The 26,331-nt window shown below is 37.3% G+C and carries 19 protein-coding genes, 1 tRNA gene and 1 pseudogene; 16 read left to right on the top strand and 5 right to left on the bottom strand.

The annotated features are described in order from the left end of the window. The first annotated feature begins 66 nt into the window (after positions 1-66). From VB694_RS03635 to VB694_RS03645, 3 genes and pseudogenes are all read left to right on the top strand, one after another. Positions 67-2,748: a DNA methyltransferase gene (locus tag VB694_RS03635; RefSeq protein ID WP_323358952.1), complete on the top strand. Its 2,682-nt coding sequence runs from the start codon at positions 67-69 to the stop codon at positions 2,746-2,748. A gap of 194 nt (positions 2,749-2,942) precedes the next feature. Further along, a pseudogene (locus tag VB694_RS03640) lies at positions 2,943-3,242 on the top strand (Rpn family recombination-promoting nuclease/putative transposase); the annotation flags it as partial. Positions 3,243-3,346: 104 nt separating this feature from the next. Next, entirely contained in the window at positions 3,347-4,261 is a 915-nt protein-coding gene (locus VB694_RS03645; RefSeq protein ID WP_323358953.1) for a histone deacetylase, read from the top strand. A gap of 27 nt (positions 4,262-4,288) precedes the next feature. Here VB694_RS03645 and VB694_RS03650 read toward each other — a convergent pair whose 3' ends face one another. Next, positions 4,289-4,810: a GNAT family N-acetyltransferase gene (locus VB694_RS03650; protein WP_323358954.1), complete on the bottom strand. Its 522-nt coding sequence runs from the start codon at positions 4,808-4,810 to the stop codon at positions 4,289-4,291. Between the two features lie 284 nt (positions 4,811-5,094). Between VB694_RS03650 and VB694_RS03655 the strand changes: the two genes are divergently transcribed. Both VB694_RS03655 and VB694_RS03660 read left to right on the top strand, forming a co-directional pair. Further along, complete coding sequence (locus VB694_RS03655; RefSeq protein ID WP_323358955.1) at positions 5,095-5,232, top strand: hypothetical protein; 138 nt, start codon at positions 5,095-5,097, stop codon at positions 5,230-5,232. Between the two features lie 442 nt (positions 5,233-5,674). Beyond that, positions 5,675-7,033, top strand: coding sequence for a UDP-N-acetylmuramoyl-tripeptide--D-alanyl-D-alanine ligase (locus VB694_RS03660; protein WP_323358956.1), 1,359 nt, complete (start codon positions 5,675-5,677; stop codon positions 7,031-7,033). A 158-nt stretch (positions 7,034-7,191) separates the two neighbouring features. On the opposite strand, the gene era is transcribed toward VB694_RS03660, so the two are convergent. The 3 genes from era to pdxA form a co-directional block, all read right to left on the bottom strand. Then, positions 7,192-8,166: a GTPase Era gene (gene era / locus VB694_RS03665; RefSeq protein WP_323358957.1), complete on the bottom strand. Its 975-nt coding sequence runs from the start codon at positions 8,164-8,166 to the stop codon at positions 7,192-7,194. A gap of 365 nt (positions 8,167-8,531) precedes the next feature. After that, positions 8,532-9,170, bottom strand: coding sequence for a histidine phosphatase family protein (locus VB694_RS03670; protein ID WP_323358958.1), 639 nt, complete (start codon positions 9,168-9,170; stop codon positions 8,532-8,534). A gap of 28 nt (positions 9,171-9,198) precedes the next feature. Continuing rightward, positions 9,199-10,245 carry a 4-hydroxythreonine-4-phosphate dehydrogenase PdxA gene (gene pdxA / locus VB694_RS03675; protein WP_323358959.1) on the bottom strand — a complete coding sequence of 349 codons (1,047 nt, stop codon included), beginning with the start codon at positions 10,243-10,245 and terminating at the stop codon, positions 9,199-9,201. Between the two features lie 320 nt (positions 10,246-10,565). Here pdxA and VB694_RS03680 point away from each other — a divergent pair, with 320 nt between their 5' ends. From VB694_RS03680 to VB694_RS03730, 11 genes are all read left to right on the top strand, one after another. Beyond that, entirely contained in the window at positions 10,566-10,670 is a 105-nt protein-coding gene (locus VB694_RS03680; RefSeq protein WP_104387810.1) for a PetM family cytochrome b6-f complex subunit 7, read from the top strand. Positions 10,671-10,841: 171 nt separating this feature from the next. Further along, on the top strand, positions 10,842-11,840 hold the full coding sequence (locus VB694_RS03685) for an SDR family oxidoreductase (RefSeq protein ID WP_323358960.1): 999 nt from the start codon (positions 10,842-10,844) through the stop codon (positions 11,838-11,840). An 83-nt stretch (positions 11,841-11,923) separates the two neighbouring features. Beyond that, entirely contained in the window at positions 11,924-12,841 is a 918-nt protein-coding gene (locus VB694_RS03690) for an NAD(+) kinase (RefSeq protein WP_323358961.1), read from the top strand. A gap of 267 nt (positions 12,842-13,108) precedes the next feature. Then, positions 13,109-13,795 carry a response regulator transcription factor NblR gene (gene nblR, locus VB694_RS03695; RefSeq protein ID WP_323358962.1) on the top strand — a complete coding sequence of 229 codons (687 nt, stop codon included), beginning with the start codon at positions 13,109-13,111 and terminating at the stop codon, positions 13,793-13,795. Between the two features lie 276 nt (positions 13,796-14,071). Continuing rightward, positions 14,072-16,906, top strand: coding sequence for a zinc-dependent metalloprotease (locus VB694_RS03700; protein WP_323358963.1), 2,835 nt, complete (start codon positions 14,072-14,074; stop codon positions 16,904-16,906). Between the two features lie 22 nt (positions 16,907-16,928). Further along, positions 16,929-18,008, top strand: a complete 1,080-nt coding sequence (locus VB694_RS03705; RefSeq protein ID WP_323358964.1) for an alpha-hydroxy acid oxidase — start codon at positions 16,929-16,931, stop codon at positions 18,006-18,008. A 78-nt stretch (positions 18,009-18,086) separates the two neighbouring features. Continuing rightward, positions 18,087-18,168: transfer RNA gene (locus VB694_RS03710), tRNA-Leu, on the top strand. A gap of 430 nt (positions 18,169-18,598) precedes the next feature. Beyond that, positions 18,599-19,072, top strand: coding sequence for a MerR family transcriptional regulator (locus VB694_RS03715; RefSeq protein WP_323358965.1), 474 nt, complete (start codon positions 18,599-18,601; stop codon positions 19,070-19,072). A 38-nt stretch (positions 19,073-19,110) separates the two neighbouring features. Further along, positions 19,111-22,245, top strand: a complete 3,135-nt coding sequence (locus tag VB694_RS03720; protein ID WP_323358966.1) for an HsdM family class I SAM-dependent methyltransferase — start codon at positions 19,111-19,113, stop codon at positions 22,243-22,245. Between the two features lie 5 nt (positions 22,246-22,250). Beyond that, positions 22,251-22,910, top strand: a complete 660-nt coding sequence (locus VB694_RS03725; RefSeq protein WP_323358967.1) for a hypothetical protein — start codon at positions 22,251-22,253, stop codon at positions 22,908-22,910. A 361-nt stretch (positions 22,911-23,271) separates the two neighbouring features. Continuing rightward, positions 23,272-24,927 carry a serine/threonine protein kinase gene (locus tag VB694_RS03730; protein WP_323358968.1) on the top strand — a complete coding sequence of 552 codons (1,656 nt, stop codon included), beginning with the start codon at positions 23,272-23,274 and terminating at the stop codon, positions 24,925-24,927. A gap of 1 nt (position 24,928) precedes the next feature. Here VB694_RS03730 and VB694_RS03735 read toward each other — a convergent pair whose 3' ends face one another. Continuing rightward, positions 24,929-26,083: a CapA family protein gene (locus VB694_RS03735; protein ID WP_323358969.1), complete on the bottom strand. Its 1,155-nt coding sequence runs from the start codon at positions 26,081-26,083 to the stop codon at positions 24,929-24,931. Positions 26,084-26,331 lie beyond the last annotated feature (248 nt).

Genomic DNA, 26,331 nt, shown 5'->3' on the forward strand with positions numbered 1-26,331 from the left:
CAATATTTTGGATAGAAACATCTAACTTTGTATTCTTCCTTTGCGACTCTGCGCGAAATAAAAACTATGACATCATCAACACCAGAAACCTTATCTAAATTCGTCCAATTTTGCCAGCAACATATTACCGGACAAGAACGCAAAGAAGCACAAACTTTTCTCGACCGATTTTTTCGAGCTTTTGGACATGAAGGTGCATTAGAAGCGGGTGCGACTTACGAAGAAGCAATTAAGAAAAGTAGTAAAACCGGAAAAACAGGCTTTGCTGATTTAGTTTGGAAACCCCGCGTTTTAATAGAAATGAAAAAGCGCGGAGAAGACTTAAATAAACATTATTCCCAAGCCTTTGATTATTGGACTAGGTTAGTACCCAATCGTCCTAAATATGTGATTTTATGTAATTTTGATGAATTTTGGATCTTTGATTTTGATATTCAATTAGATACACCTGTAGATAAAATTACTCTTGAACAACTGCCAGAACGGTCAGGAGCTTTGGCATTTATGGAGTTAGGGCAAAAAACTCCTGTATTCCAAAACAACCAGGTAGAAGTTACTGTTAAAGCTGCCCGTCGCATGGGTGAATTATTATTAGAGTTGGAAAATAGGGGAATTGAAAAGTTAACAGCACAGCGGTTTATTTTACAATGTGTGTTAGCGATGTTTGCAGAAGATAGACAACTTTTACCCCGTGATATGTTTATTTCTTGCGTTCAAGATTGTATGAAAGGTGCAAGTTCTTATGATGTTTTGGGTGGTTTATTTCGGGAAATGAATCAACCAGGAAAAACCCCAGCGGGACGTTATCAAGGAGTAGATTATTTTAACGGAGGTTTATTTTCCCGAATTGATGCAATTGAATTAACCAGGGAAGAATTAAATTTTTTAGATGTGTCTGCGCGAGAGAATTGGAGTAAAGTCCGTCCGGCTATTTTTGGGAATTTATTTGAAGGAAGTATATATAAAGAAGAACGTCACGCGAGAGGAATTCATTATACTTCTGAAGTGGATATTATGAAAATTGTCCGTCCCACAATTAGCCGTTATTGGGAAGAGAGAATCGAGGAAGCAAACACAGTTAAAGAACTGGGAAAATTGCAACTAGAATTACAAAGTTATCGAGTTTTAGATCCTGCTTGTGGTTCTGGTAATTTTCTTTATATTGCATATCAGGAATTAAAAAAAGTTGAAAAAACACTATTAGAGAAAATGCAATCTTTGAGTAAATCTCCAGATAAACAAATGCAAATGGGTTTGGTGACACCTTTGCAATTTTATGGAATGGACACAAATCCGTTTGCTGTGGAATTAGCGCGGGTGACATTGATGATTGCGCGGAAGATTGCAATTGATAATTTACAGTTAACTGAACCTGCTTTACCTTTGGATACTTTAGATAATAATATTGTTTGTCAAGATGCTTTGTTTAGTGAATGGGTAAAAGCTGATGCTATTATTGGAAATCCGCCGTTCTTGGGTGGTAAAAAACTCCGAATAGAATTAGGAGATGAATATTCAGAGAAGATATATCAAGCTTTTCCAGATGTCAAAGGACAACCAGATTTTTGTGTATTTTGGTTTAGGAAAGCGGCTGATTTATTAGATAATAAAGGTAGAGCAGGATTAGTTGGTACAAATTCTATTGCTCAAGTTTCAGGGAGAAAAGCCAGTTTAGATTATATTGTTAGTAATGGGGGAATTATTCATGATGCAATTTCCACTCAAGTGTGGTCAGGAGATGCTGCGGTTCATGTTAGTATTGTTAATTGGACAAAGGAAAAACAAAGACAAAACTTTTTGGATAATGTTGAAGTTCCATTTATTTCTTCATCTCTAAAAACCGAAATATCTGTTACCTCTGCAAAAACTTTGGTAGTAAATAAAGGATTTTCATTTGAAGGATGTAAATTAATAGGAAAAGGATTTATTATATCAGAAACAGAAGCAAAGGAATGGATTGCTGCAAATTTCAATAATCAGAAAGTTCTAAAACCAATGATTGACGGAAGAGGTTTAATAAATTCATTTGAAAAACTAGATTGGGTAATTGATTTTGCTAATATGTCAATTGAAGAAGCTTGTGAGTATAAAGAGCCATTTAATAGAGTTAGAGAGAATGTTAAACCTGAGAGAGAAAAGAATAAAAATAAAAAAACTCGTGAAAACTGGTGGTTATTTGAAAGATATAGACCAGCTATGAGAAAGGCTTTAGAAAGTTTGAGTTTTTATTTTGCTTTACCAAAAATTGCTAAATGGGTAATTTTTACACCTGTTGATATTTCTATTTTACCCTGTGAAGCTAATATGGTAATTGCTTCAGATGATTTTTATATTTTAGGTATTCTCACATCTAATGTACATCAAATTTGGGTAAAAGCGCAAAGTTCAACTTTAAAAGGTGACACTCGCTATACTAATACAACCTGTTTTGAAACTTTCCCATTTCCGCAAACAGCAGATATAAAAATAGTCCAACAAATTCGCACCAAAGCCGAAGAACTACATCAATATCGGACTCAACAAATGGAAATAAAACAATGGGGAATCACCACATTATATAATAAATTCTTCAACGAACCCAGCAGCCAACTTTATAAACTGCATCAACAATTAGATAAACTGGTAATGACAGCTTATAACTTTCAACCCAATGATGATATTTTAGAAAAACTCCTCATATTGAATTTAGAACTAGCCGAAAAAGAAAAACAGGGAATTAAAATTATTGGACCTTGTTCACCAACTTAAATAACAAGATACCCGACAGTTGAAATACTCTCTGGGCGATTATAAATCGCGGCTACACAGACAAAACCCACCTATTCCTTCGGAACGCTCCGCGAACGTGGGTTCAGAAGCCTTGATTTTTCATTAGTCCACGTATCCCTTACGGGACCGAAGGAATAGGTGGACTTCGCTTGTGTAGTAGCGAATTATATTCGCTGCAAATAATCGAGACAATTTTAATTTACAAGTTTCCAAGAATGAATAGGGAGGAAATAGAAGCCATGTTTGGATTAAGTGAGTTAAAACAAACACGAGTTTATCAAGAAGCTGTACAAGAAGGAAGAGAAGAAGGAAGAGAAGAAGGAGAACACAAAGCTAAATTAGAAACAGTTCCCAGATTGTTAGCATTAGGTTTAACTACAGAACAAATCGCACAAGTTGTAAATTTAAGTTTGGAGGAAGTCGTACAGATTTTACAAAAACTGCGTCAGACACAACAAAAAAGTCAAGAATAACCAATAAATAAATTAAATAAGATTCCCGATTCCTCAAAGAAGTCGGGAATCTGATAATAAAACTCAAGCTACAATTGCATTCAGTCTCTTGACTTTTTCAACCTATGCTACCAGTCATCTATTCTGACGAATTTTTAGATCACAAAACTGGGCGTTATCATCCAGAAAAACCAGAACGTTTAACTGCGATTGTCAAAGCTTTAAAAAATGCTCACTTTGCTGAAAAAATCAACTGGTTACCTCCCACACCAGTCAAATCTGAGTTAATGTCTTGGATAGAAACCGCCCATACTCCCACATATATTAAAAAACTTAAAGATATTGCTGCTAGTGGTGGCGGTTATTTGGATGGAGATACCCCAGTTTCCCCCCGTAGTTATGATGTAGCGTTGTTAGCAGTAAGTGCTTGGTTAGATGGGATAAATGAGATTTTAACTAGGGAAAATCCCGCTTTTGTATTAGCGCGTCCACCCGGACATCATGCTGAAAGTAATACAGGCATGGGGTTTTGCTTATTTTCTAATGCGGCAATAGCAGCTTTATATGCTTTAAAACAACCGGGAATAAACCGCGTTGCTATCTTAGACTGGGATGTTCATCACGGTAATGGTACTCAAGCGATAGTGGAGACTCACCCGCAAATTGCATATTGTTCTTTACATCAGTACCCCGCTTATCCTGGTACTGGGAAAACTTCCGAAAAAGGTTTGCATAATAATGTTTTAAATTTACCCTTACCTCCTGGTAGTGATATCAGTGAATATCAACCGCTGTGGGAACAAAAAATAATCCCTTTCTTAACCAACTTTCAGCCAGATTTACTGATTGTTAGTGCTGGTTATGATGCTTTAGCAGATGATCCTTTAGCAAGTGTAAATTTACAACCTGAAGATTTTGGTTTATTCACTCAATATTGTTTAGGTATAACTCGGAAAATTTTATTTGGTTTAGAAGGTGGCTATGATTTAGCAACATTATCAAAATCAGTAGTTGCTACTATTGAAGCTTGTTTAGTTTAGTGCTGTTTTGAAAGTATAGTAATCTGATTATTTACGGATTCTATACTCAACTATATTTAAGACTTTGCTACTCAAATTAGTATGTTTATATTTCCCAAATATTTGCCCTCCTAGCTTTTCTGCAATCCTTCTGCTGGCTATATTTTCCTGATCTACAGGATATCTGAGATACTCATAATCTAAGTTAGCATTAGCCCATTCTTTCAGAGATTTAATTGTTTCTGTCCCATAGCCTTGACCAAAGGCTGATTTTTTTAACCAAATTCCAGTTTGGGGATATTTACTATTAATTTTATATATGCCACTACAGCCTAAAAATTCTTGAGAATCTTTTTTAAGAATTACAAATATTAAATTTTCTCCTCTTTGCATTTCTAGTAAAGATTGATTGATAAAAAATTCAGTATCTCCAATTTCTCTAGGTGGAGCAGCATATAAATAAGTTGTAATTTCCAGGGTGAATTCTTGAAAAAGGTCTTGTTTATATTTGAGTGATATCGGCTCTAATAGTAGGCGATTGGTGAATATTGCTAATTGTAAATATTCCATAATCATTCTGAACTAACCAGTAATATAAAGTACATTTAATTAACAGTATTTGTGGTCAGCACAACAGACGTTATTTTTACTTATAGTATTTTTCTGTATTGTCTCTCACTAAATCTAGGTTAAATTCATCAAATCTTTAGGGAGAAAAGTTTGTCATGGGGTTTTGAAAGAGCTAAAGTTTTGTTAAGATACTATTGCTAGGAATTAATCAACGAAATTGACCTCATCAGGGTGTTGAAAAACAAATAGCACTAGTAGCCTCTAAAAGTTCAGAAGGTGAACCAATGACTACCTACATTTTTTTTGACCAAGCCATCCGTATGTTGACCAATGCCTATTTGATTTCAGCAATCCTCTTAATTGCAGCTTCTAGTATCGGTTTAGCCGTGATTGAAACAATTGAAAAAACAGGAGAACACTAAATTTACCCTCCTGGTGTGTAGTTCGGAAACCACAATATCTATCTAATAGGCTTGTTCGTCTGGTATCAGAGGGACAGCAATCGCTTCAAGTCTCACAGCGTTGCAGGTTTACCTGGAATTGGTGAAAGTTTTCAGTCTCGCAGGTAACTGTACCGCTACTGGGGCGCAAATAACCAATTAAAAATCAAGCAAGATGGCAAGATTTTTTGTAACAGTACAAAAGTACGATCTGAGGAGTTTATATTTTTGATGAAGAATACCGTTGTTTCTTTTATGTAATTTCTCAGTTGAAGAATTTTTATATAAAGTTTTGTAAATATATAGATTTGTAACAGAATCAAGAAGAATCTGATTCTCGACTTTTCAGAGAAATCGGGGATTTGCTTTATTTATGTCCTTAAGGATTGTAGGATTTGGTAATTAACTTTTATTGATGATCACTATGCCTGTTTCGGCCACTTTATCCCAATTGGTTGAAGTTCTGTCAGCCTGTCCAGTGAATTTACCTGCATCTGTCTTAACCCAAGTAAGCAATGGTATCCAAACAGACACTAGGCTTTTACAGCCAGGTGAGGTATTTTTGGCTTTGCGTGGTGAAAAATTTGATGGACACGAGTTTGTAGCGATGGCGATCGCCAAAGGAGCGATCGCGGCCATTGTGGATTATACTTACAATAATCCTGAGTTTCCTGTATTACAAGTTTCCAATACCTTGAAAGCATATCAGCAAATTGCTAGATGGTGGCGGGATTCCTTTGCGATTCCAGTCATTGGAGTAACAGGTTCAGTAGGTAAAACCACAACAAAAGAACTCATCACCGCAGTTTTAGCAACTAAAGGACAAGTTCACAAAACATACAGTAATTTTAATAATGAAATCGGTGTCCCCAAAACTCTGTTAGAAATGGGTGCAGAAGATGATTTTGCTGTCATAGAAATGGCGATGCGAGGGAGGGGACAAATTGCGGAACTTACGCACATCGCTAGACCGACCATCGGTGTAATCACTAATGTTGGCACGGCACATATTGAGTTACTTGGTTCAGAACAAGCTATAGCTGAGGCGAAATGTGAGTTATTAGCAGAAATGCCTCGTGATAGTGTAGCAATTCTCAATTATGATAGTCCTCTATTAATGACAACAGCGGTGAAATTTTGGCAGGGAAAAGTGATTAGTTATGGCTTTTCTGGTGGCGATATTCAAGGGAAATTAATTGATAATGAAGTTGTGGAAGTGGCGGGAATGCGTTTACATTTACCGTTACCTGGTCGTCACAATGCCAGTAATTTTTTAGCAGCTTTAGCAGTAGCGAAAGTATTAGAAATTGATTGGAAAAACCTGCAAGCTGGGGTGGTTGTGAATATGCCTGGTGGGCGATCGCAACGGTTTACTTTACCTAATGATATTCTAATTTTAGATGAAACTTATAATGCTGCCCCAGAAGCAATGTTAGCAGCTTTACAGTTATTAGCGGATACTCCAGGACAGCGAAAAATTGCTATTTTGGGGGCAATGAAGGAATTAGGAAACAGATCCGCACAACTGCATCAACAGGTTGGGGAAATGGTACAAAAATTGAATTTAGATGGTTTATTGGTGTTAGTAGATAGCCAAGATGCGGAAATTATCGCTAACAGTGCTAAAGGTATTCCTTGCGAATGTTTTTCTACTCATGTCGATTTAGTAGCCAGATTAAAAACTTATGTACAGAATGGCGATCGCTTATTATTTAAAGCTGCCCATTCTGTAGGATTGGATCGAGTTGTTAATCAGTTTAGGGGCGAAATTCAACAACACTAAACTGTATTGTGGTAAGAATTCAGGTCAGGCGATCATATCCTCAATTTCTTTTATTTATTGTGTCCATAAATAATAAATTGATCTGGTGAAGTCGGGGATCTGGGTATGAACGATTGCTATATCTGAATTCTGCTGTACTTCCCTCCCTCCGTCATCTTTTATTCTTCGACTCGATACCCTAATTCTGCTAATCTCACTCGTGATTGTCGCCATTTTGGTTGCACTTTCACAAATAATTCTAGATAAACTTTACCAGCAATTAGTTTTTGAATTTGTTCACGAGCCTCACTACCAATTGCTTTCAGCATTGTCCCACCTTTACCAATTAAAATTCCTTTTTGGGAATCTCTCTCGATGTTAATAGTTGCGAGTACACGGGTAATACTGGGGGTTTCTTCAACTAAATCAATGGCGATCGCTACTGAATGAGGTACTTCTTCACGAGTTAATAATAAAATTTGTTCCCGAATTAATTCCCCCATAATAAACCGTTCTGGTTGGTCTGTCACTAAATCTGGAGGATAGTAAAACGGACCTGTTTCTAAATGTCCAATTAATAATTCTTGCAGTTCTATTAAACCGTCACCAGTCTGGGCAGAAAATTTCACAGTTTGCCATTGATGCTCATTCGCTAACTGAATGTAACTATCATCTATTTTCTGAGAATCTGACGGTTGTTCGTCAATTTTATTAATGCCCAAAATTACTGGTGTTTGACTACGGCTGAGTAGCTCAATAATAAAGCGATCGCCACCACCACAAGCCACTGTTCCATCAACTACAAAAAGTACCACATCTACCGAATCAATCGCAATTCTGGCATTTTTTACCAACACTTCCCCCAATTGATGATGAGGTTTATGAATTCCTGGTGTATCTACAAAAATTAACTGCGCTTTTTCTGTAGTTAAAATTCCCCGCAAGCGATTTCTTGTAGTTTGAGCTATCGGTGATGTGATCGCAATTTTTTGCCCTACTAATTGATTCATTAAAGTAGATTTACCGACATTGGGACGGCCAATAATGCCGATAAAACCAGATTTAAATTCAGGAGGAGCTTGGGGAATTGTTGCTTCTTCTGAAAACGAGAAGCTATAATTATCACTACTACTCACCTTTGACTCCACCTTCATATTTTACAGTTAGGATAAATTGGTTTTTTCTCAAATCAAAAATAGACATAAAATCACTCTGCTATGTGCGAGTATGTCTTTATTTTCAGTTTAATCTATTACTGAATCTATTTTCATCTCAATTTCAAAACTATTAGGACTTATACCAATTCTGTATAAAGATGCGCCAAATTTAGAAAGGAACAAACCACAGAGGCACAGAGAACACAGAGGAGGAAAATACAAGTTTACAAAATTCGGCGCAGCCTCACAAAGAAATGGTATTACGTAAGTGTCACATTCAATATCTATTGTAGGGTGTGTCAGACTCGATAAATCCTACAAATAAATAGATTTTTAACATCTGACGCACCCTAAGCAAAGGTTTATGTTCCTGCTAAGTTTCGCAATTTTGCATCTAAGTGAGTCCGGTCTGCTAACGTTTGCAACATTGGTCCATGTTCAGTAAATTCAACAATACTTACAGAACCAACTGGACATCCCCAACGATAACGAAAGCGTCCGACATCAATTCCTAGCAAACTACAGAGAATAATTCTGATCGTTGCTTTATGGGTAACAACTAAAACATTGCCGCTACTATAAAGATGCTTAATTTCTTCAATTACTCGCATAGCACGAGAAGCAATTGTGATGGCTAATTCTCCCCCATTAGGCGCATACCAAGCCGGATCAGCTGACCAGCGCAGATAATCATCATGATATTCACGACTGATCACTTCCGGGGTTTTTCCTTCCCATTGTCCATAGTTAATTTCCCTTAAACCATCGCGCAATTCTGGTTGCATTTCTATCATCGTACACAATGGTTTTGCTGTCTCCATAGTTCGACGCATGGGACTAGAAAAAATTGCCCTCCAAGGGGTAGAACTATACGCAGTAGCAAAAGCCTTGGCCATTTCTACGCCTTCAGAGGTCAATTCTGAGTCTATTGCCCCGCAAAAGGCATGATTTCGACTGCATTCTGTTTCTCCATGACGGAGTAGGTAAAGGGTTAGGCTCATAAAAATGTTCGATATATGGGAAACTCAGTCAAATTTTGGCTAATCTATGTTTTACCAACTCTACCGCTAACTGTATAGCGGCTTTCATACTCGTGGCATCAGCAATACCCTTTCCTGCAATATCAAACGCGGTTCCATGATCCGGTGAAGTCCGTACAAATGGTAAACCAATAGTAGTATTTACAGCCCGGTCAAAGGCCATCAATTTCACTGGAATTAAGCCTTGGTCATGATAAAGCGCCAGGTAAGCATCAGCGGGATTTTTGATGTCAGAATTACCATACCAAGCTTGACCAGGTTTCACCCACATTGTATCTGGTGGTATGGGTCCTTCTAGCTGTAAATGGGGGCGTTTTTGGCATTCTGCTTCTAACCAGGGAATTAACCAGTCTATTTCTTCTCTTCCTAATTGTCCCATTTCCCCACTGTGGGGATTTAAACCTGCGATCGCAATTCTCCCATTTTCGATCCCAAAATCTCTCTGTAAACACTCTTCTAATAAATCCAGTTTCTTTGTTAATAATTGCGGTGTTAAGGTTTGAGATACTTGACATAAAGGTATATGTGTGGTAGCAAGTAAAGCCCGGAGAGTCCAACCAGTGAAGGGCGATCGCGCTACAAATAACATTCCAAATCTATCAACACCAGCCTTCTCGGCTAATAGTTCCGTTTGTCCTGGATAATCATATCCTGCTGCTTTCCAAGCTGATTTGGCAATTGGACCGGTGACAATCCCATCAAAATCACCAGCTAAAGTCTGCGCTATCGCGTATTCCATATAAGCAAAACTCGCTGTACCACTCACCGCATTCCCCACTCCGGTCACAATTTCACCTGAGTTTGCTATATCAATCACAGTCAACTCATCTGGATTTGCCAAAGCAGTCAAATCATCAGTATTTTTAATAAGATTTTTATACTGTTCAATTAGTAAATTCCGATTACCTACTAAAACAAAATTACAGTTTTTGCTAACGTCAGCATCTGCCAAAGCCTTTAAAATTACCTCTATTCCAATTCCAGCCGGATCTCCTAGTGTTAGTGCTAAACGAGGAAGCTGATTTATTTGATACATGAAATTCATACCTCAATTATTCTTAATTTTGCCTGTTAAGTAACCTACTCGGAAATAGATCCCCGACTTCTTCAAAGATTTGGGGATCTGGATATTGCTTCTGTACACCCCAGTATCTTGGGACTAATCCACGATGGATTACCTGCTAAAGTGGTTTAGAATTATTCATAAAGGTCTAATCCTCAAGCCAGTTGAAGACCTAGTTTACCTGAGTTACCAGACTAGCAAAAATGAGATTTGAGCGATCAAGTTAAGTAAAGCAGTCTCATAAACCGGAAAAATCAACAAACCATTCACTTGACAAAGGAGAATCACAGCAAATGGGCGGCGAAATCTTAAATGCAGCTATGTTATCTTTCGGCTTAATCTTTGTAGGTTGGGCTTTGGGCGCATTATTGCTAAAAATTCAAGGCGCAGAAGAATAAGCAGGGTAGATGGGGTGATGGGGTGATGGGGTGATGGGGAGAAAATTCTTTACCTGTTCCCTATTCCCTGTTCCCTGTTCCCTCTCTTCTGAAAAAAATGTAAAGTTTTATTTCTATAACTAATTCTGTTAAGATTTTTATCATAAAACATTAAAATTTATAAAGACCCTCATGACATTATTAATCGTCGGTGCCACTGGCACCTTAGGAAGACAAGTGGCTCGTCGTGCTATCGATGAGGGGTATAAAGTACGCTGTTTGGTTCGGAGTCCTAAAAAAGCTGCATTTCTCAAAGAATGGGGTGCAGAACTGGTGAGAGGTGACTTGTGTTATCCCCAAACCCTAGAAGCAGCCTTAGCAGGTGTAACTCAAGTGATAGATGCTTCCACCTCTCGCGCTACAGATTCATTAACTATTAAACAGGTAGATTGGGATGGTAAGGTAGCGTTAATTCAAGCCGCAAAAGCTGCTGGTGTAGAGCGGTTTATTTTCTTTTCCATTCTCGATGCTGACAAATACCCCAAAGTACCGCTGATGGAAATTAAGCGGTGTACAGAATTATTTTTAGCTGAATCTGGTTTAAATTATACCATTTTACGTTTAGCTGGTTTTATGCAAGGCTTAATTGGTCAATATGGCATACCCATTTTAGAAAATCAGCCAGTGTGGGTAACGGGTGCTTCTTCCCCAGTGGCTTATATGGATACTCAGGATACTGCTAAATTTGCCATTCGCGCTTTGAGTGTACCAGAAACCGAAAAACAAACTTTCCCCGTTGTTGGTACTCGTGCTTGGAGTGCAGAGGAAATAATTAATATTTGTGAACGCTTATCTGGGAAAGATGCCAGAGTAACGCGGATGCCAATTGGCTTACTACGTGGTGTCCAAGGTGTGCTGCGGTTCTTCCAGTGGGGATATAACATTGCTGACAGACTAGCCTTTACAGAAGTCTTAGCTAGTGGCAGACCTTTAAATGCCCCAATGGACGAAGTATACACCGTTTTTGGTTTAGATAAACAACAAACAGCTACCGTAGAGACCTACTTGCAAGAGTATTTCAGCCGGATTATGAAAAAGCTGAAAGAGTTAGACTACGAGAAAAATAAAACTAAAAAACAGAAGAATAAAAAAACACCTTTTAAACAGTCTTCAAAAGCTAATAGTCAATAAAATCTTCGACAGGTGATTACATTAGCCCAAAATATGTAACCATTACTAAAGATCAAGCATCGCCTAAACTTGGATATTTGAATGTGCCGAAAGCAGGCATTATCTACAACGACGTTAAACCGATAGCGGTTCGAGTCGCTATTGAACTTAAAGACCAGCTAACCGCTGCTGGTTGGGATGTGTATGTGACAGCCAGTATCGGTGGTATCTTGGGCTACTCTAATCCAGATAGTCCTGTATGCCACACCCCAATAGAAGCTCTCACACCGCCTGGTTTTGACTCAGATATGGCGTTTGCAGTGGTATTAGGGGGAGACGGAACTGTTTTAGCCGCTTCCCGTCAAGTTGCCCCCTGTGGCATACCATTGTTAACTGTGAATACTGGTCACATGGGATTTTTGACAGAAGCCTACCTGAACCAACTACCCCAAGCCATAGAACAGGTAATGGCAGGCCAGTATGAAATTGAAGAACGAGTTATGCTCACCGTCAAAGTGCTACGGGGAGACATGGTACAGTGGGAAGCCTTATGTTTAAATGAAATGGTGTTACATCGAGAACCATTGACCTCGATGTGCCATTTTGAAATTGCAATTGGTCATCATGCAGCAGTGGATATTGCCGCCGATGGTGTAATTGTTTCTACACCAACGGGTTCAACTGCTTATTCATTAAGCGCCGGTGGACCAGTTATTACTCCTGGTGTACCTGTGTTGCAGCTAGTACCAATCTGTCCCCATTCGCTCGCTTCGAGGGCTTTGGTGTTTCCCGATCATGAACCAGTTAATATCTATCCAGTTAATATTCCCCGGTTGGTGATGGTAGTAGATGGAAATGGTGGGTGTTATGTATTGCCAGAAGATCGAGTATATTTAGAGCGATCGCCATACAAGGCTCGCTTTATTCGGTTACAATCACCAGAGTTTTTCCGCGTTTTACGGGAAAAATTAGGTTGGGGTTTACCACATATCGCTAAACCCAATTCTGTAGAATTACCGTAATTGCCAGTAGTCAGTGGTTAATGGTCATTAAAACTGGTTTTCTTCCAGAATTGGTAGTTAGGCAATTGTATTGGAAATCAGTCATGAAAATTGCATCTTGGGAAGGTCGATATTATAGACCAAAACGTGCTAAAACATCCTTGGTACTAATTTGCAACTAGTAGTATTCCTGGAGATTTTCCCAACAATGTAATAGGTAATAACTGATGGAACATAGTTTTTTCCCCTTACCAATTACCAATTACCAATTACCAATTACCAATTAATATGATACTTGCTCACAGTGCCTGTGTTCTGGTGATTGAACCCGATGATAGTGTAGCTAATCAACTAGCTTTTGATTTACAAGAAGCTGGCTATGATGCGTTTGTGGCGCATGATGCGGCCAGTGGCTTGCAACAATGCCGTGAACTCCAACCTGCTTTAATTGTTGTAGACCGGATGCTGACTGGAGAATCAGGACTATCTTTGTGCAGAAATCTCCGCATCATCGGTCATCATTCCCCTGTATTAATTTTAATGGCAAGGGATACAGTTGATGATCGTGTAGCTTGTCTTGAAGCAGGTGCTGATGATTATATTCTTAAACCTTATCGTGCAGAAGATTTTTTGAAGCTGATTCGTCTATACCTCAAACCTGATGTTGATACTAACGAACAGTTACGCTTTGGGGATTTGATCCTAGATATTGCTATTCGTCGCGTTATCTACAATAGTAGAGCTATCGACTTGACTATGAAGGAATTTGAACTATTAAAGTTTTTTATGGAACATCCTCGTGAGGTATTAACCCGTGAACAAATTTTAGAAAATGTCTGGGGTTATGACTTTATGGGTGAGTCAAATGTGATTGAAGTATATATTCGCTATTTGCGGTTAAAAATTGAAGAGGAAGGGCAAAAACGCCTAATTCAAACGGTGCGCGGTGTAGGATATGTATTAAGAGAATCCTGAGATGCTCCCCTAGCAATAATTCCCAGGACGGATCTAAAAGTTTAAGCTCAGATATGCAGTTGTAAAATTAGCAACTTAAACTCAATCGCATTGAAGTTAAGTATACTTTACCTGGAAAGTCTCTACATCCTTTCCGGGAGATATCTATTACATTAATTTCAGTTGATCTTAAACTCAATAACTTTTTCCCAAAGCAATTGACAACTTCCCGGCTCAAAACCTAGTGTAGTATTGCGTGCTGTGTTAAAAAGAATCAATAGTTATTAGGGATCTAGGATGAATAAATTAACTTTTTATGTCGTTTTGTTACACGGTTTGTTTTTAGGTATGGGAACTGCTGGCGGCCAGTCATTAGAGACAAAAGCCAGGGAAAATCTAGTAACTTCACCTCAAATAACGTTACCATCATCGCAACTATGGGTAATTAATCAGAATCAACAGGTAGAAAAACAAGATTTTGTGTGGGTTGTACCAGATCCAAAAAAAGCCAGACATCAACCTTTGTTACAAATTGCTCAAACTACTAATAAACTCCCAAAAAAACCAGGTTCTAGCACTAAACCACCTAAAGCTGATGATTTAGAACCATTTGATGATGTTGTCAAAGATAGCCAGAAACTAGAGGGTCTATTTACTCTTTATCGCCAAAAAGAAACTAATAAAATTTATTTAGAAATTCAGCCAGAACAGCTACAAAAAAACTTTTTAGCTACAGCCACCTTAGAATCTGGTATTGGTGAAAAAGGAATTTATAGTGGTCTACCGTTGCAAGACTTTCTATTTTATTTCCAACGCATAGATAATAAAATGCAGTTCGTTATTCGCAATGTTAATTTTAGAACTCGTGAAGGAGATCCCCAGGCACGCTCGTTAAAGCGGTCTTTTAGTGATTCTGTTCTTTACAATCTTGATATTAAAAGTATTCATCCACAACGGAAAACAATCCTCATTGATTTAGGTGATTTACTACTGGCAGATTTAGCTGGTTTATCTGCCAGTTTAGAATTAGCAGCAAGTCCAGAACAAGCCTATTTTGGAAATGCAAAGGTTTTTCCACATAATCTAGAAGTGCAATCAATTCTCAATTTTACTAATAGTGCAAGCACCCCAAATCAAGGTTTGAGTGTGCTGGCTGATAGTCGTGGCTTTACTCTCAAGCTTCATTACAGTATTTCTCAACTACCTAATAATAATTATCAACCGCGCTTGGCAGATGATCGAGTAGGATATTTTATTACTGCACATCAAAATTTATCCATAAATGATCGCAATGATGCTTTTGTTCGTTATATTAATCGCTGGAATTTGGAAAAACAAGATCCTACCGCTGCCATTTCTCCACCGAAAAAGCCGATAGTTTTCTGGATTGATAATGCCGTACCTTTTGAATATCGTAGTGCAATTAAAGAAGGGGTATTAATGTGGAATCAAGCTTTTTTGAAAGCGGGATTTAAGGATGCAATTGAAGTCCAACAGATGCCAGATAATGCTACATGGGATGCGGCAGATATTCGTTACAATACAATTCGCTGGATTAATACTGTTGATGGTTATTTTGCTCTTGGTCCATCCCGCGTTAATCCGTTGACTGGAGAAATTTTAGATGCAGATATTCTGGTGGATGCTAGTTTTGTCAGAGCATTAAAAAATGAGTATCGGCAACTTATTCAACCCAACCAATCACAAACTCCAATTTCCCTATCAGCATTGATGCAAAATCGCCCACTTTGTAATAAAGGTGATAAAAATACTAAAGGTTTAATTGGTAATTTATCTAAATTAGCAGGAGAGTATGATTTATGCTATGGCATAGAATCTGCTAATCAATTTGCTTTTGGTGCATTGGCAATGTCACTATTAGCAAATACTACTCCAAATCAAGAGCAAATTAAAGATTATACTCATCAATATTTACGTTTAATTATTGCTCATGAAGTTGGTCATACTTTAGGTTTGCGGCATAATTTTCGCGGTAGTAATCTCTTACAACCAGAGGAGATGAATAATCTAGAAATCACTCGGACTAAAGGTTTGACTGCTTCGGTGATGGATTATGTTCCTCCTAATATAGCCCCTCGTGGTACAGTCCAGGGCGATTATTTTCCTAGTCAGGTGGGAAGTTATGATCAATGGGCAATTCAATATGGTTATACTTCTTTTGGGGCAAAAAGTGCGATCGCCGAAAAACCTTTTTTAGCAGAAATAGCTAAACAATCAGAAAACCCAGAGTTGAGTTATTCTCCTGATGAAGATACGTCGGAAATTGATCCCACATCTGCACCTTGGGATAATAGCGGTAATGTGCTAGTTTATTCTCGCTGGCAGTTGGATAATTCCCAGTTGATGTGGGAACGTTTAAATCAGGGTTATTCCAATTCTGGTGACAGTTATAGTGATTTAACTGAACAATTTAGCACCATATTTGGTAATTATTTACAGCAGTTAAGTTATACTATTAAATACGTTGGCGGGCAGTCTTTTTACAGAGTCAATCCTAGTGAAAACAAAGGAAGATTACCATTTGTAGCAGTTCCTGTAGAACAACAAAGACAGGCATTAGCAACATTACAGGAGTATGTTTTTGCTGAGGATGCGCTGAATTTTTCACCGGAATTACTGAATAAATTAGCACCTTCTCGTTGGCGACATTGGGGTAGTACACCGAGAATGGGACGTTTAGATTACCCGATTCATGATTTAGTTTTGTTTGTGCAGAGTATTGTATTGAGTGATTTACTTTCTAGCGATCGCCTTTCGCGGATGAAGGATATTGAACTGAAAAGCAAACCTGGAAAAGCATTGACTATACCAGAGTTATTTACTACTTTACAAACGGGAATTTGGACAGAAGTTTTACAACCAAAAGGTAAATTAAAAATCTCTAGTTTGCGTCGGGGTTTACAACGGCAATATGTCAATTTTTTAACAGCGATGGTATTGCGAAAAGCAGATGTACCTGAAGATGCTCGCACTTTAGCTTGGTATAAACTTAAACAATTAGACCAGCAACTCAAACGGGTGAAGTCAGATGATGAATATACCAAAGCCCATTTATTAGAAACCCGCGATCGCATTGAAAAAGCTTTAAATGCTCCTTTGCAGGGAAATTAATGAACCGGGAACTGTGTAAGCGATGAAATCACCCATTAACTTATTTGAATATGAGCAGTTAGCAAAAGCCCATCTACCAAAAATGGCTTTTGATTATTACAGTAGTGGTGCGTGGGATGAAATCACCTTACAGGATAATCGGGCTGCTTTTACACGGGTGAAACTGCGTCCTAAAATGCTAGTTGATGTCAGTGAAATCAACTTGACAACCAAAGTTTTAGGTGCATCGTTGCAGTTACCTCTGCTCATTGCACCAATGGCTTTTCAGTGTCTTGCCCATCCAGAGGGAGAAATTGCTACAGCAAAAGCCGCAGTTTCCGCAGGTGTAGGCATGGTGTTGAGTACCCTGGCTACCAAGAGTTTAGAAGAAGTAGCAACGGTTTCCGATGGTTTGCAATGGTTTCAGCTTTACATTCACAAAGATCGGGGTTTAACTCGTGCTTTGGTAGAAAGAGCATACACCGCAGGTTACAAAGCATTATGTTTAACTGTAGATGCGCCAGTGTTGGGAAAACGAGAGCGAGATCAACGCAATGAATTTACCTTACCCCCTGGTTTGCATCCTGCTAATTTAACCAAGATATCAGGGTTAGATATTCCCCAGGGACAGGGAGAGTCTGGTTTATTAACCTATTTTTCCCAACAGATTAATCCTGCACTGACTTGGAAAGATTTAGAATGGTTACAATCTCTGAGTCCCTTACCGTTGGTTTTGAAAGGGATTTTGCGGGGTGATGATGCGCTGCGGGCTGTAGAATCTGGCGCTCAAGGGATTGTGGTTTCTAATCATGGTGGTAGACAATTAGATGGGGCGATCGCATCCATAGATGCTTTACCGGAAATAGTAGCAGCAGTAGACGGTAGAGCAGAAGTTTTGTTAGATGGTGGTATCCGTCGAGGTACAGATATCCTCAAAGCTTTAGCATTAGGCGCAAAAGCTGTTCTTATCGGTCGTCCTGTCCTATGGGGTTTAGCGGTATCTGGACAAGCTGGAGTAGCTGACATTATTTCCCTTCTCAAAGAGGAATTAACTACAGCAATGGCTCTGGGCGGCTGTGCTAGTTTACAAGATATTGATTCTAGCTTGGTTAGACAGACTTGAAAAAAATTTGTAAATAAATCAATAATCCTAGTTGCAAAATCAAAAACATAGGTTATACTAATAAAGTGCCATCCACAAGGGCGGGTGGCGGAATTGGTAGACGCACCGCACTCAAAATGCGGCACCGAAAGGTATAGGAGTTCGATTCTCCTCCCGCCCACTTTCAAAAAATCTTCTCAGGAAATCAGCTTTTAAGCATCATATCCTTGAGGTTAGACGCTTCAATAATTTCTGTAACCTTAATTTTGCTATTACATATATAGATTTTAGGAGAATCTAACTCCTATCTTTCAACCCTCGCTCGTCTTGCTTGCAGAAGCAGTAGAGCAAAGTATCTTATCGTGTTTATTTCACCAACACCCACAGTTTTTTCTATTCACACTGTACCATGAGGGAGCAGATAACAGCTAGTGCTGGAGATTGATTTTGTTTAATTGCGCTTAATCATAATATTCAGAATTAAAATTAATATTTTTTAAATGTTTGTTTAAAAAAATCTTGTTTTAGGATATCCTTGAAACAAGTGTTTAAAAGCTAAACTAAAATTTAAACAAAACAGTGCTTTATTTAGATGGAGTACAAAACCTTTTATGGCTAGTGGATTTACTAGACAAGAAACCATTGCTTTGACTGGTATAAGCTCTGGCAGACTAAGTTACTTAGACAGAACTGAGTTAGTAGTACCAGAGAAGTTTGGTAATCCTCAGCACCCTAAAGTCGTTTATAAGTGGCAGCAAATTCTAGAAATTAAAACTATTGAAAGATTGAGAGAGAAACTTTCATTACAGGAAATTAGAAAAGTTTTAGATTTTTTAAAGTTAAGAAATCATGAATATTCATTTTTTCAGCATCGCCTAGTTTTTGTTAATTCCCAACTTTATTTAATTGAAAATATGCAAGATTTTGGTTTAATGGTATTAGAAACATCTGGAAAAAATCAGGGACAAGTCGTAATTAACGAAATTGGAGAAATTGGAGATGTAATTACAGAATTAGCGAGAGAAGCTGAAAAACATCATGTTTTAGATTTTGATAAACGTACAGGAATAGTTTTAAAGAGGTAATAAAAACACATACTAAGGATGGTAAGGAGAAACCAGTCATGAGTTCTAATATAGCTGCAAATAAAATATATCAGCGAGTAATGGAGCATACTGGCTTCTATCGTGATGGTGTACCAACTACAGGAGTTACAGAAGCGGAAGAGATTCGCAAGAATTTAGAAAAGCGTATTAAATACAGTGCGGTAATTAATCCTGAGCAAATTAACGCTACAGCAATATATGAATTATCTGGTTCACCTTGTATTTATTTTACTCAATTAAATGAACCTAATTATAGAGAGTTAGCTAAACTACATAAATTATGTTGGAATCATGGTTTAGCCCCAATGTTGTGGGTAATTACTCCTGATGAAGTTTTGCTTTATAACTCTTATTCTCAACCAAGGGAAGATGATGAAAGTCATCCAAATCGCAATTTAATTGAGAGGTTTGAAACAACAAAAAGCGACTTAGAACGTATGAATAAATACGCTAGTCGGTTGCAAATTGAATCTGGTGAATTTTGGCAGTGGGAAAAAGCCAAGCAAATTGATCGTCAACAAAGAGTAGATTCAGTTCTTGTAAAAGATTTGAATGACGCTGAGAAAGAATTGACCGAAAATCAAAAATTAGATCGTCAATTTGCTCATGCGTTGTTAATACGGTCTGTTTTTGTTGCTTATTTGCAAGATAGGGATATTTTAAATCAAGACTTTTTTATCAATCGCTTTGGAGTAGAATCGTTTAACACATTACTAAATAATAAATTAGCAACTTATAATTTGTTTGAGTGGTTGCAAACAATTTTTAATGGAGATTTATTTCCTGTTTCTTCACAAGAAAGAAATGCTGTAAACAACAAACATCTCAAAATTGCACAAGATTTAATAAGTGGTAAAGTAGATCCAAAAACAGGACAACTACGTTTATGGCGGTATTATGATTTTAAGGTAATCCCCATAGAATTGATTAGTTCAATTTATGAAAGTTTTATTTATGCTACAAATGCTAAATCAGCAAAAGAGAATAGTACACATTATACACCTGTCAATTTAGTTGATTTGGTGCTGTCTGAAGTATTTAAAGAACTAGATGGTAATGCCAAGGTTCTCGATTTAGCTTGTGGTTCAGGTGTATTTTTAGTTGAATCTTTGCGAAGATTAGTTATTAAACGCTGCGGTAATGGAGAAATACCAACTCGTCATCTAATTCGTGAAACACTATATAATCAAATCTTTGGCGTAGATATTAACCCAAAAGCGGTTCAAATTGCTGCTTTCAGTCTTTATCTGACTGCTTTAGAATTAGATTATGAATTAGAGCAAAATCGTCAATTAACACATGATTTAAAATTTGAAAAGCTGATTGGTAAAAATCTATTTACTAGCGACATATTTAATGAAGAAGCAGAATTTAACAAAATAGAAGTATTTGCACAAAAACAATTTCATGCAATTGTTGGTAATCCACCTTGGACAAAATCTAAATCAAATAAATCAGCCGAAGAATATTGTAAGCGTAAACGTCCTGATTCTGGTTATCCAGATGGATATCCTACAGCTTATGGTACACCTCCAGATCAAGCATTTTTATGGCGTATTGGCGACTTTACCAATGATAAAACTTGTATTGGTTTAATTTTGCATGGTAAACCATTTTTTAGTAATGATTCAGCAGGTAAAAAATCAAAACAATATTTGCTAATGAGATATAAGTCAAAAGTTATCATCAATTTGTCTAAATTGCGTCTAGATAAATTATTTCCAAAGTCTAAAGCTCCAGCAATGATCTTAATAGCCGAAGGTAAACGTTCAGAACAGAGAGATAATTTTTATTTTGTATGTCCAGAACGCTCTATAGATTTCAGCCGACATGGTATTGTAGAAATTGGAGCAGAACATATTAAAAAGCTGCCAGTTTTTAGCACAGCATTAGATTCAGATATGCTGAAAATTGCTACTTGGGGTAGTCCTAGAGATATGTACTTAATTCAAAAATTAAAATCACTTCCTAAAATTACAGAAGTAGCTGGAAATTCACCTCAAAATGGATTTAAGAGTGGTAATGATCAAGAAGTTCCAGAAGAATGGATAAATAAAAAATGTCTTGAGTCCGGCAAAATGCCTAGATATCAAATAGATAAAAATGATGAACTTGATATATTACCTTCACGAATGGAATCACCAAGAAATTTTCAAATTTATGAAAGTCCATTGGTTATAATCTCACAAAGTTTTGATAGAAATGAGGTATTTTCTGCCTTTAGTCAAGAAGATATTGTTTACACACAAAGATATTCAGGTATTTCTTTTGCACATAGACCATTTTGGCTAGTATGTTTTTTGAAATTAGCTGTAACTTCAAAATCTTACAATTCAATGAAATATGTTTGTGCCAAATTGATACGCTCCCTTTACATCCAACAAGATAAGGTCAATTTAGCTCATTACTTAAATGGTGTTATCAACTCATCATTAATAAGTTACTTTTTATTTCTCACAGCTTCATCATGGGGTATTGAGCGTCATGAAATAAAAACACAGGATTTAGTACAACTTCCTGTTCCTAAACCTAATGAATATAACGAAAAATTGATTTCTCAAATTATTAAAATAGAAGGTAAATTGCGTCACTCTCCTAGTAAATCTGTTGAAAAAGATTTGAAGAAACAACTTGATAAAACTGTATTTGATCTCTATGGTTTAAATGATGATGAACGTATTTTAGTTGAAGATACTACCCAAATCACGATTGATTTATATATGAATCGTGAAAAATCAGCAGCATTAAAAAAACCTAAAGCTAGTGATTTAGAAGCATACACTTTGAGTTTTATGAGTGTGATTGAACCATTTTTTGATACGCTCAAAGAAAGAAGTATAGCTGCTGATATATTTGATATTGCTAATACACCATTACAGGTGGTTAAATTTAGTATAGTACGGTATCCAGGTCGTGAACAAATTGTACAAACTATTCAGGCTGAGGATTTAATAACTGTGCTGAGAAGCATTGCGGAACAACTACCACCAAAATTTGGTGATCGTGTTTTTACACGACGCAATTTAAAAGTCTATGTAGGTGAAAATATATATATTATTAAACCTTGTCAACTTCGTTACTGGAGTCGTTCTGCTGGCTTGAATGATGCTAATGATATTATTTCTGAACAATTTAAAACACAACCTAATTAAATCTGATGACTATAGAATTTGATGACAATGATATTATTCTATATTCTGCTGTATATCTACCAAAAGATATCATGTCCGCAGTTTTTGATATTACTATCATTGCTTGGTCAAAAGTGATAGTCAATAGGGAAATAAATATTAATAGTGATGAACCTATAATTGCTGGATGTCTTGGTCGAGCAATGACAAAAGAAAAAAATAGTCGTCCAAAATTAAAAGAGAGAATCAGAATTGAGGAAGAAGTAGGTACTCGTTCATGTACTAATTCACCTAAACCGAAAGGACGTATTGATATAAAAATTATTTATAGTTATAACGAAAATGAATACTTTGGAATGGAATGTAAGCGAGTTAGTAGCACGAATCCAGATAGAGATTTGGGAACGAAGTATGTTTTAGAAGGTGTCAAAAGATTTGTTGAAGGTACATACAGCTTAGGTCATGACTATGCAGCAATGCTAGGTTTTGTGATTGATGGTAAAGTTAATGAGTGTATTAATTTAATTTGCGATCGCCTGAATAAATATAAAAATGATATATGCTTAAAAGAAGATTGGGTTGATGAGCAAAGTTTTGGAACAACACAAAATATATATCGCACTCGTCACCTGCAAAATGGACAAAATATAATGTCTCTCCTTCATTTATTTCTTATAGTTAGTTAATTCTGATACTTCCAGCGTGATAGTTGCAGATCGTTGATAGAGTTATCAAGTTATAGGATGATCGCTCTCAATATTTTGAGTAGACTTTATCCACTGACAAACTGCTTTCCCATAACAAACCCCAGATAACCGGATGCTTTTGTCCTGTAACACCAACAGATGCTAAAATCTGGGCTGACCTCTCCACATCCGCGTTAACTTCCTTGTCAGTTCCGCAAATTCCAGTTATCCTGTGCAAACACTCCTCCTTTACCATCCAGAAAAAACTCCTCAACTCCAAACCAACAAAAAAGTTCTAGACTGATAAAGACAAAACCATTGATGGGAGTGTCAACTGCTCAATTAGGACTCAAGAATCCCTATGTTAACAGGTACAATTTTGCAGAGTGGAAAATATACCATTATCCAAGAAATAGGGAGAGGTGGATTCGGTATTACCTTCAAAGCTACGCATCATTACTTAAGTCAAGAAGTAGTGATGAAAACTATTAATGAAAGACTCAGACAACATTCTGATTTTCCTAAATTTGAGCGTCAATTTCAAGATGAAGCCAGAAGATTAGCCACTTGCATCCATCCCAACATTGTCCGAGTTAGTGACTTTTTTGTAGAAGATGGACTACCTTACATGGTGATGGAATATATTCCAGGGGAAACTTTAGGTCAAGCCTTTGTGTTACCAGGAATACCTTTATCAGAAGAGATAGCAATTCATTATATCCGCCAAATTGGGGCAGCTTTGCAAGTAGTACATAACAACGGTTTGCTGCACCGAGATATTAAACCTGATAATATTATTCTCCGCCAAGGAACTCAGGAAGTAGTGCTGATTGATTTTGGCATAGCCAGAGAATTTAACAGCGGTGTTAGACAAACTCACACAGGCTTAGTGAGTGAAGGTTATGCACCTATAGAACAGTATTTAACCCAAGCACCGCGCACCTCAGCTACCGATGTTTATGGTTTAGCAGCAACTTTGTATGCACTGTTAACAGGACAAGTTCCCATACCTGCGTTGTTGCGCGATAGAGAACCAATGCCTTCTCCCCGTGAATTGCAACCCCATCTGAGTGCATCTATTAATCAAGCTATTATGCGTGGTATGGCGGTTGAATCTCGGTTTCGTCCCGCTACAGTAGCAGAATGGCTGCAATTATTACCCGGAAGCGGCTTTGAGATAACACCGCAACTACCTACGCAACCAGCACCAACCATAGATTTATCAGCCTTAGAGTCAGAAAATCGGCAAAAACAACCTGCAACTATTTCTGCTCCCTCACCATCACCAGTAGAAAAAGTTACAGCAATATCAAAAAAAATCGGCTCGTCTAAGGTATTTATTGGCGTTGGTGTAACTTTGGTTGCTGTAACAGCAGGGTTTAGCGTTACAAAAATGTTAACGAAATCTCAGCCACTTTTTGAACAACACACTCAAGAATCTACTACATCACAACCAGTAGTTGAAACTACAGCATCACCTCAAAATCAAGATAATTCAACCTACTCTTCCCCTGAATCTGCATCATTTTCTACTTCAGAACGACGTAAGCGCAAACGTCGTTTTTCCCCAGAACCAAATCCTAATGGTGATAGCATTTCTGAACAAACTTCACCTCAAGATAATTTTTCAGAAACCCCACGACGCAAAAATCAACAAACCACATCTACACCCGTGGTTACTCCCACACCATCATTAGTTGAGAAGCTACAGGAAGCTAAATCATCTCCTCAACCTACCCCATCCCCAGAAAATATCTCACCCCCTGCTGTTGAGAATAACGACTCATCCCAACCTGTAACACCAGCACAACCTAAAAATTCTGTAGTTATACCAGAAGAATCACCCCAACCAAAAAATTCCGTAGTTATACCCCCAACACCACCAAAGGAATCTCAGAGTTCAGATTCTTCTGCTGTGGTTGTTCCCACACAAGAAACAAAATCAAATTCTGCTGGTGAAAATTCATCTTCCAAAGAGGAGAAGTCTTTGGAAAAATCAGAAAGTGAAAGCAATTAGTTTAATTTGGTTTTTTATTCAATACTACAATTTCTCCCTTCTCATTAATTACTAGGTCACTATCAGGAAAATCATGTCTATTTAAATAACGTAGTAGTCCCACAGTGCGAAAATATTGATCAATTTGTGGGATACCTTGGCGATTTAAATGCACGGGAATAATTTTACTAGAGACTAAGTTTCCCTTGGCGTTGAGTTTTACTTCTAAAATCATTGAGTAACCTGTTTGGGCATTTGTAGCTAAAGTTCTGTATCCTAAAAAGTTGCCTAAAGAATAAGCAATGATTTTTCCTTGATAAAATTCCATCGCTCTCGGAACATGAGGACCATGTCCTAATACTAAATCTGCCCCTGTATCAATCATGGTTCGGGCAAATTTTAAGGAGTTACCCCGATTTTCACCATAGAAAAATTCTGTTTTATCTTTGACGTGTAAAGCACCTGTTCCTTCTGCTCCTACTTGCATGGAAATAATGACAATTTTGGCGTTGTTTTTGGCTTCTTTTACCAATGCTTTAGCAGCTTCTAAGTTATGAACAGAATTATATAAGTTGTAGGTTGTAAAGCCAATCATAGCAATAGGAATTTGATTAGCTTCTAAATAGAGAATTTGATTTTTATGACCTAATGTTTTAATACCCGCAGCTTCTAAATTTTTGATTGTATCTTTAAATCCAACTATGCCAAAATCCATTGTGTGATTGTTGGCTATGTTCAAGACATCAAAGCCAGCTTCGGCAAATAATTGGGCATAAGAGGGAGGGGAACGAAAAGCAAAAGTTTGTCCACGACGGATATCTTTAGCACTGTAGGGATGGTTTGTTAAGCTGCTTTCAAAATTACCAAATAAAATATCTGCTCCTTGTAAGTAGTTTCTCACTGACTGTGGTAATAGTTCATTACCATTACGTGGCAATCTATAATTAGGAAAATTCGTACCAGGAATAATATCCCCAACAGCTTTAATAGTAATTATTTGCTCCTCATCATCTAAGCTGGGGATAGAATCGGGAGAAAATTCGGGAATCTCTGTTGCAATAGCATTTGATTCCTGAATTTTACCAAATCTGATTGTCACTCCTAAGCTAATACCCAGACAAAAGCAAACACTCAAAAAACTCAGTGCAAATAGTTCCACCTGGTTGCGATTTGCCATATTTTACTCCTCACGCACTCCCATTAGTCTAACCTAAAATACATCGGTAGTGCTGATATTGTTTCACTTTAATGATGATATAAATACTTAGGATTTAGCAATCCTAAACCCTTAAGAGAAATTTATATGTATCAGGATTTTCATAAATTGGTATAAGTAGTATCCTAAAGTTAACGCTAGGTTGGTCTTGATTTGGATAATATTTTTTAATCTCTTACTATTTTAATCTCCTACTAGATAGAGGAGTT

Origin of the sequence: Anabaena sp. UHCC 0451, from assembly GCF_034931405.1 — a bacterium.
GTDB lineage: Bacteria > Cyanobacteriota > Cyanobacteriia > Cyanobacteriales > Nostocaceae > RDYJ01.

What these genes read in the sequence shown, in the direction of transcription:
- VB694_RS03635 (WP_323358952.1), top strand. Translation starts at nt 67, where the DNA reads ATGACATCATCAACACCAGAAACCTTATCTAAATTCGTCCAATTTTGC.
- VB694_RS03645 (WP_323358953.1), top strand. Translation starts at nt 3,347, where the DNA reads ATGCTACCAGTCATCTATTCTGACGAATTTTTAGATCACAAAACTGGG.
- VB694_RS03650 (WP_323358954.1), bottom strand. Translation starts at nt 4,810, where the DNA reads ATGGAATATTTACAATTAGCAATATTCACCAATCGCCTACTATTAGAG.
- VB694_RS03655 (WP_323358955.1), top strand. Translation starts at nt 5,095, where the DNA reads ATGACTACCTACATTTTTTTTGACCAAGCCATCCGTATGTTGACCAAT.
- VB694_RS03660 (WP_323358956.1), top strand. Translation starts at nt 5,675, where the DNA reads ATGCCTGTTTCGGCCACTTTATCCCAATTGGTTGAAGTTCTGTCAGCC.
- era (WP_323358957.1), bottom strand. Translation starts at nt 8,166, where the DNA reads ATGAAGGTGGAGTCAAAGGTGAGTAGTAGTGATAATTATAGCTTCTCG.
- VB694_RS03670 (WP_323358958.1), bottom strand. Translation starts at nt 9,170, where the DNA reads ATGAGCCTAACCCTTTACCTACTCCGTCATGGAGAAACAGAATGCAGT.
- pdxA (WP_323358959.1), bottom strand. Translation starts at nt 10,245, where the DNA reads ATGTATCAAATAAATCAGCTTCCTCGTTTAGCACTAACACTAGGAGAT.
- VB694_RS03680 (WP_104387810.1), top strand. Translation starts at nt 10,566, where the DNA reads ATGGGCGGCGAAATCTTAAATGCAGCTATGTTATCTTTCGGCTTAATC.
- VB694_RS03685 (WP_323358960.1), top strand. Translation starts at nt 10,842, where the DNA reads ATGACATTATTAATCGTCGGTGCCACTGGCACCTTAGGAAGACAAGTG.
- nblR (WP_323358962.1), top strand. Translation starts at nt 13,109, where the DNA reads ATGATACTTGCTCACAGTGCCTGTGTTCTGGTGATTGAACCCGATGAT.
- VB694_RS03700 (WP_323358963.1), top strand. Translation starts at nt 14,072, where the DNA reads ATGAATAAATTAACTTTTTATGTCGTTTTGTTACACGGTTTGTTTTTA.
- VB694_RS03705 (WP_323358964.1), top strand. Translation starts at nt 16,929, where the DNA reads ATGAAATCACCCATTAACTTATTTGAATATGAGCAGTTAGCAAAAGCC.
- VB694_RS03715 (WP_323358965.1), top strand. Translation starts at nt 18,599, where the DNA reads ATGGCTAGTGGATTTACTAGACAAGAAACCATTGCTTTGACTGGTATA.
- VB694_RS03720 (WP_323358966.1), top strand. Translation starts at nt 19,111, where the DNA reads ATGAGTTCTAATATAGCTGCAAATAAAATATATCAGCGAGTAATGGAG.
- VB694_RS03725 (WP_323358967.1), top strand. Translation starts at nt 22,251, where the DNA reads ATGACTATAGAATTTGATGACAATGATATTATTCTATATTCTGCTGTA.
- VB694_RS03730 (WP_323358968.1), top strand. Translation starts at nt 23,272, where the DNA reads ATGTTAACAGGTACAATTTTGCAGAGTGGAAAATATACCATTATCCAA.
- VB694_RS03735 (WP_323358969.1), bottom strand. Translation starts at nt 26,083, where the DNA reads ATGGCAAATCGCAACCAGGTGGAACTATTTGCACTGAGTTTTTTGAGT.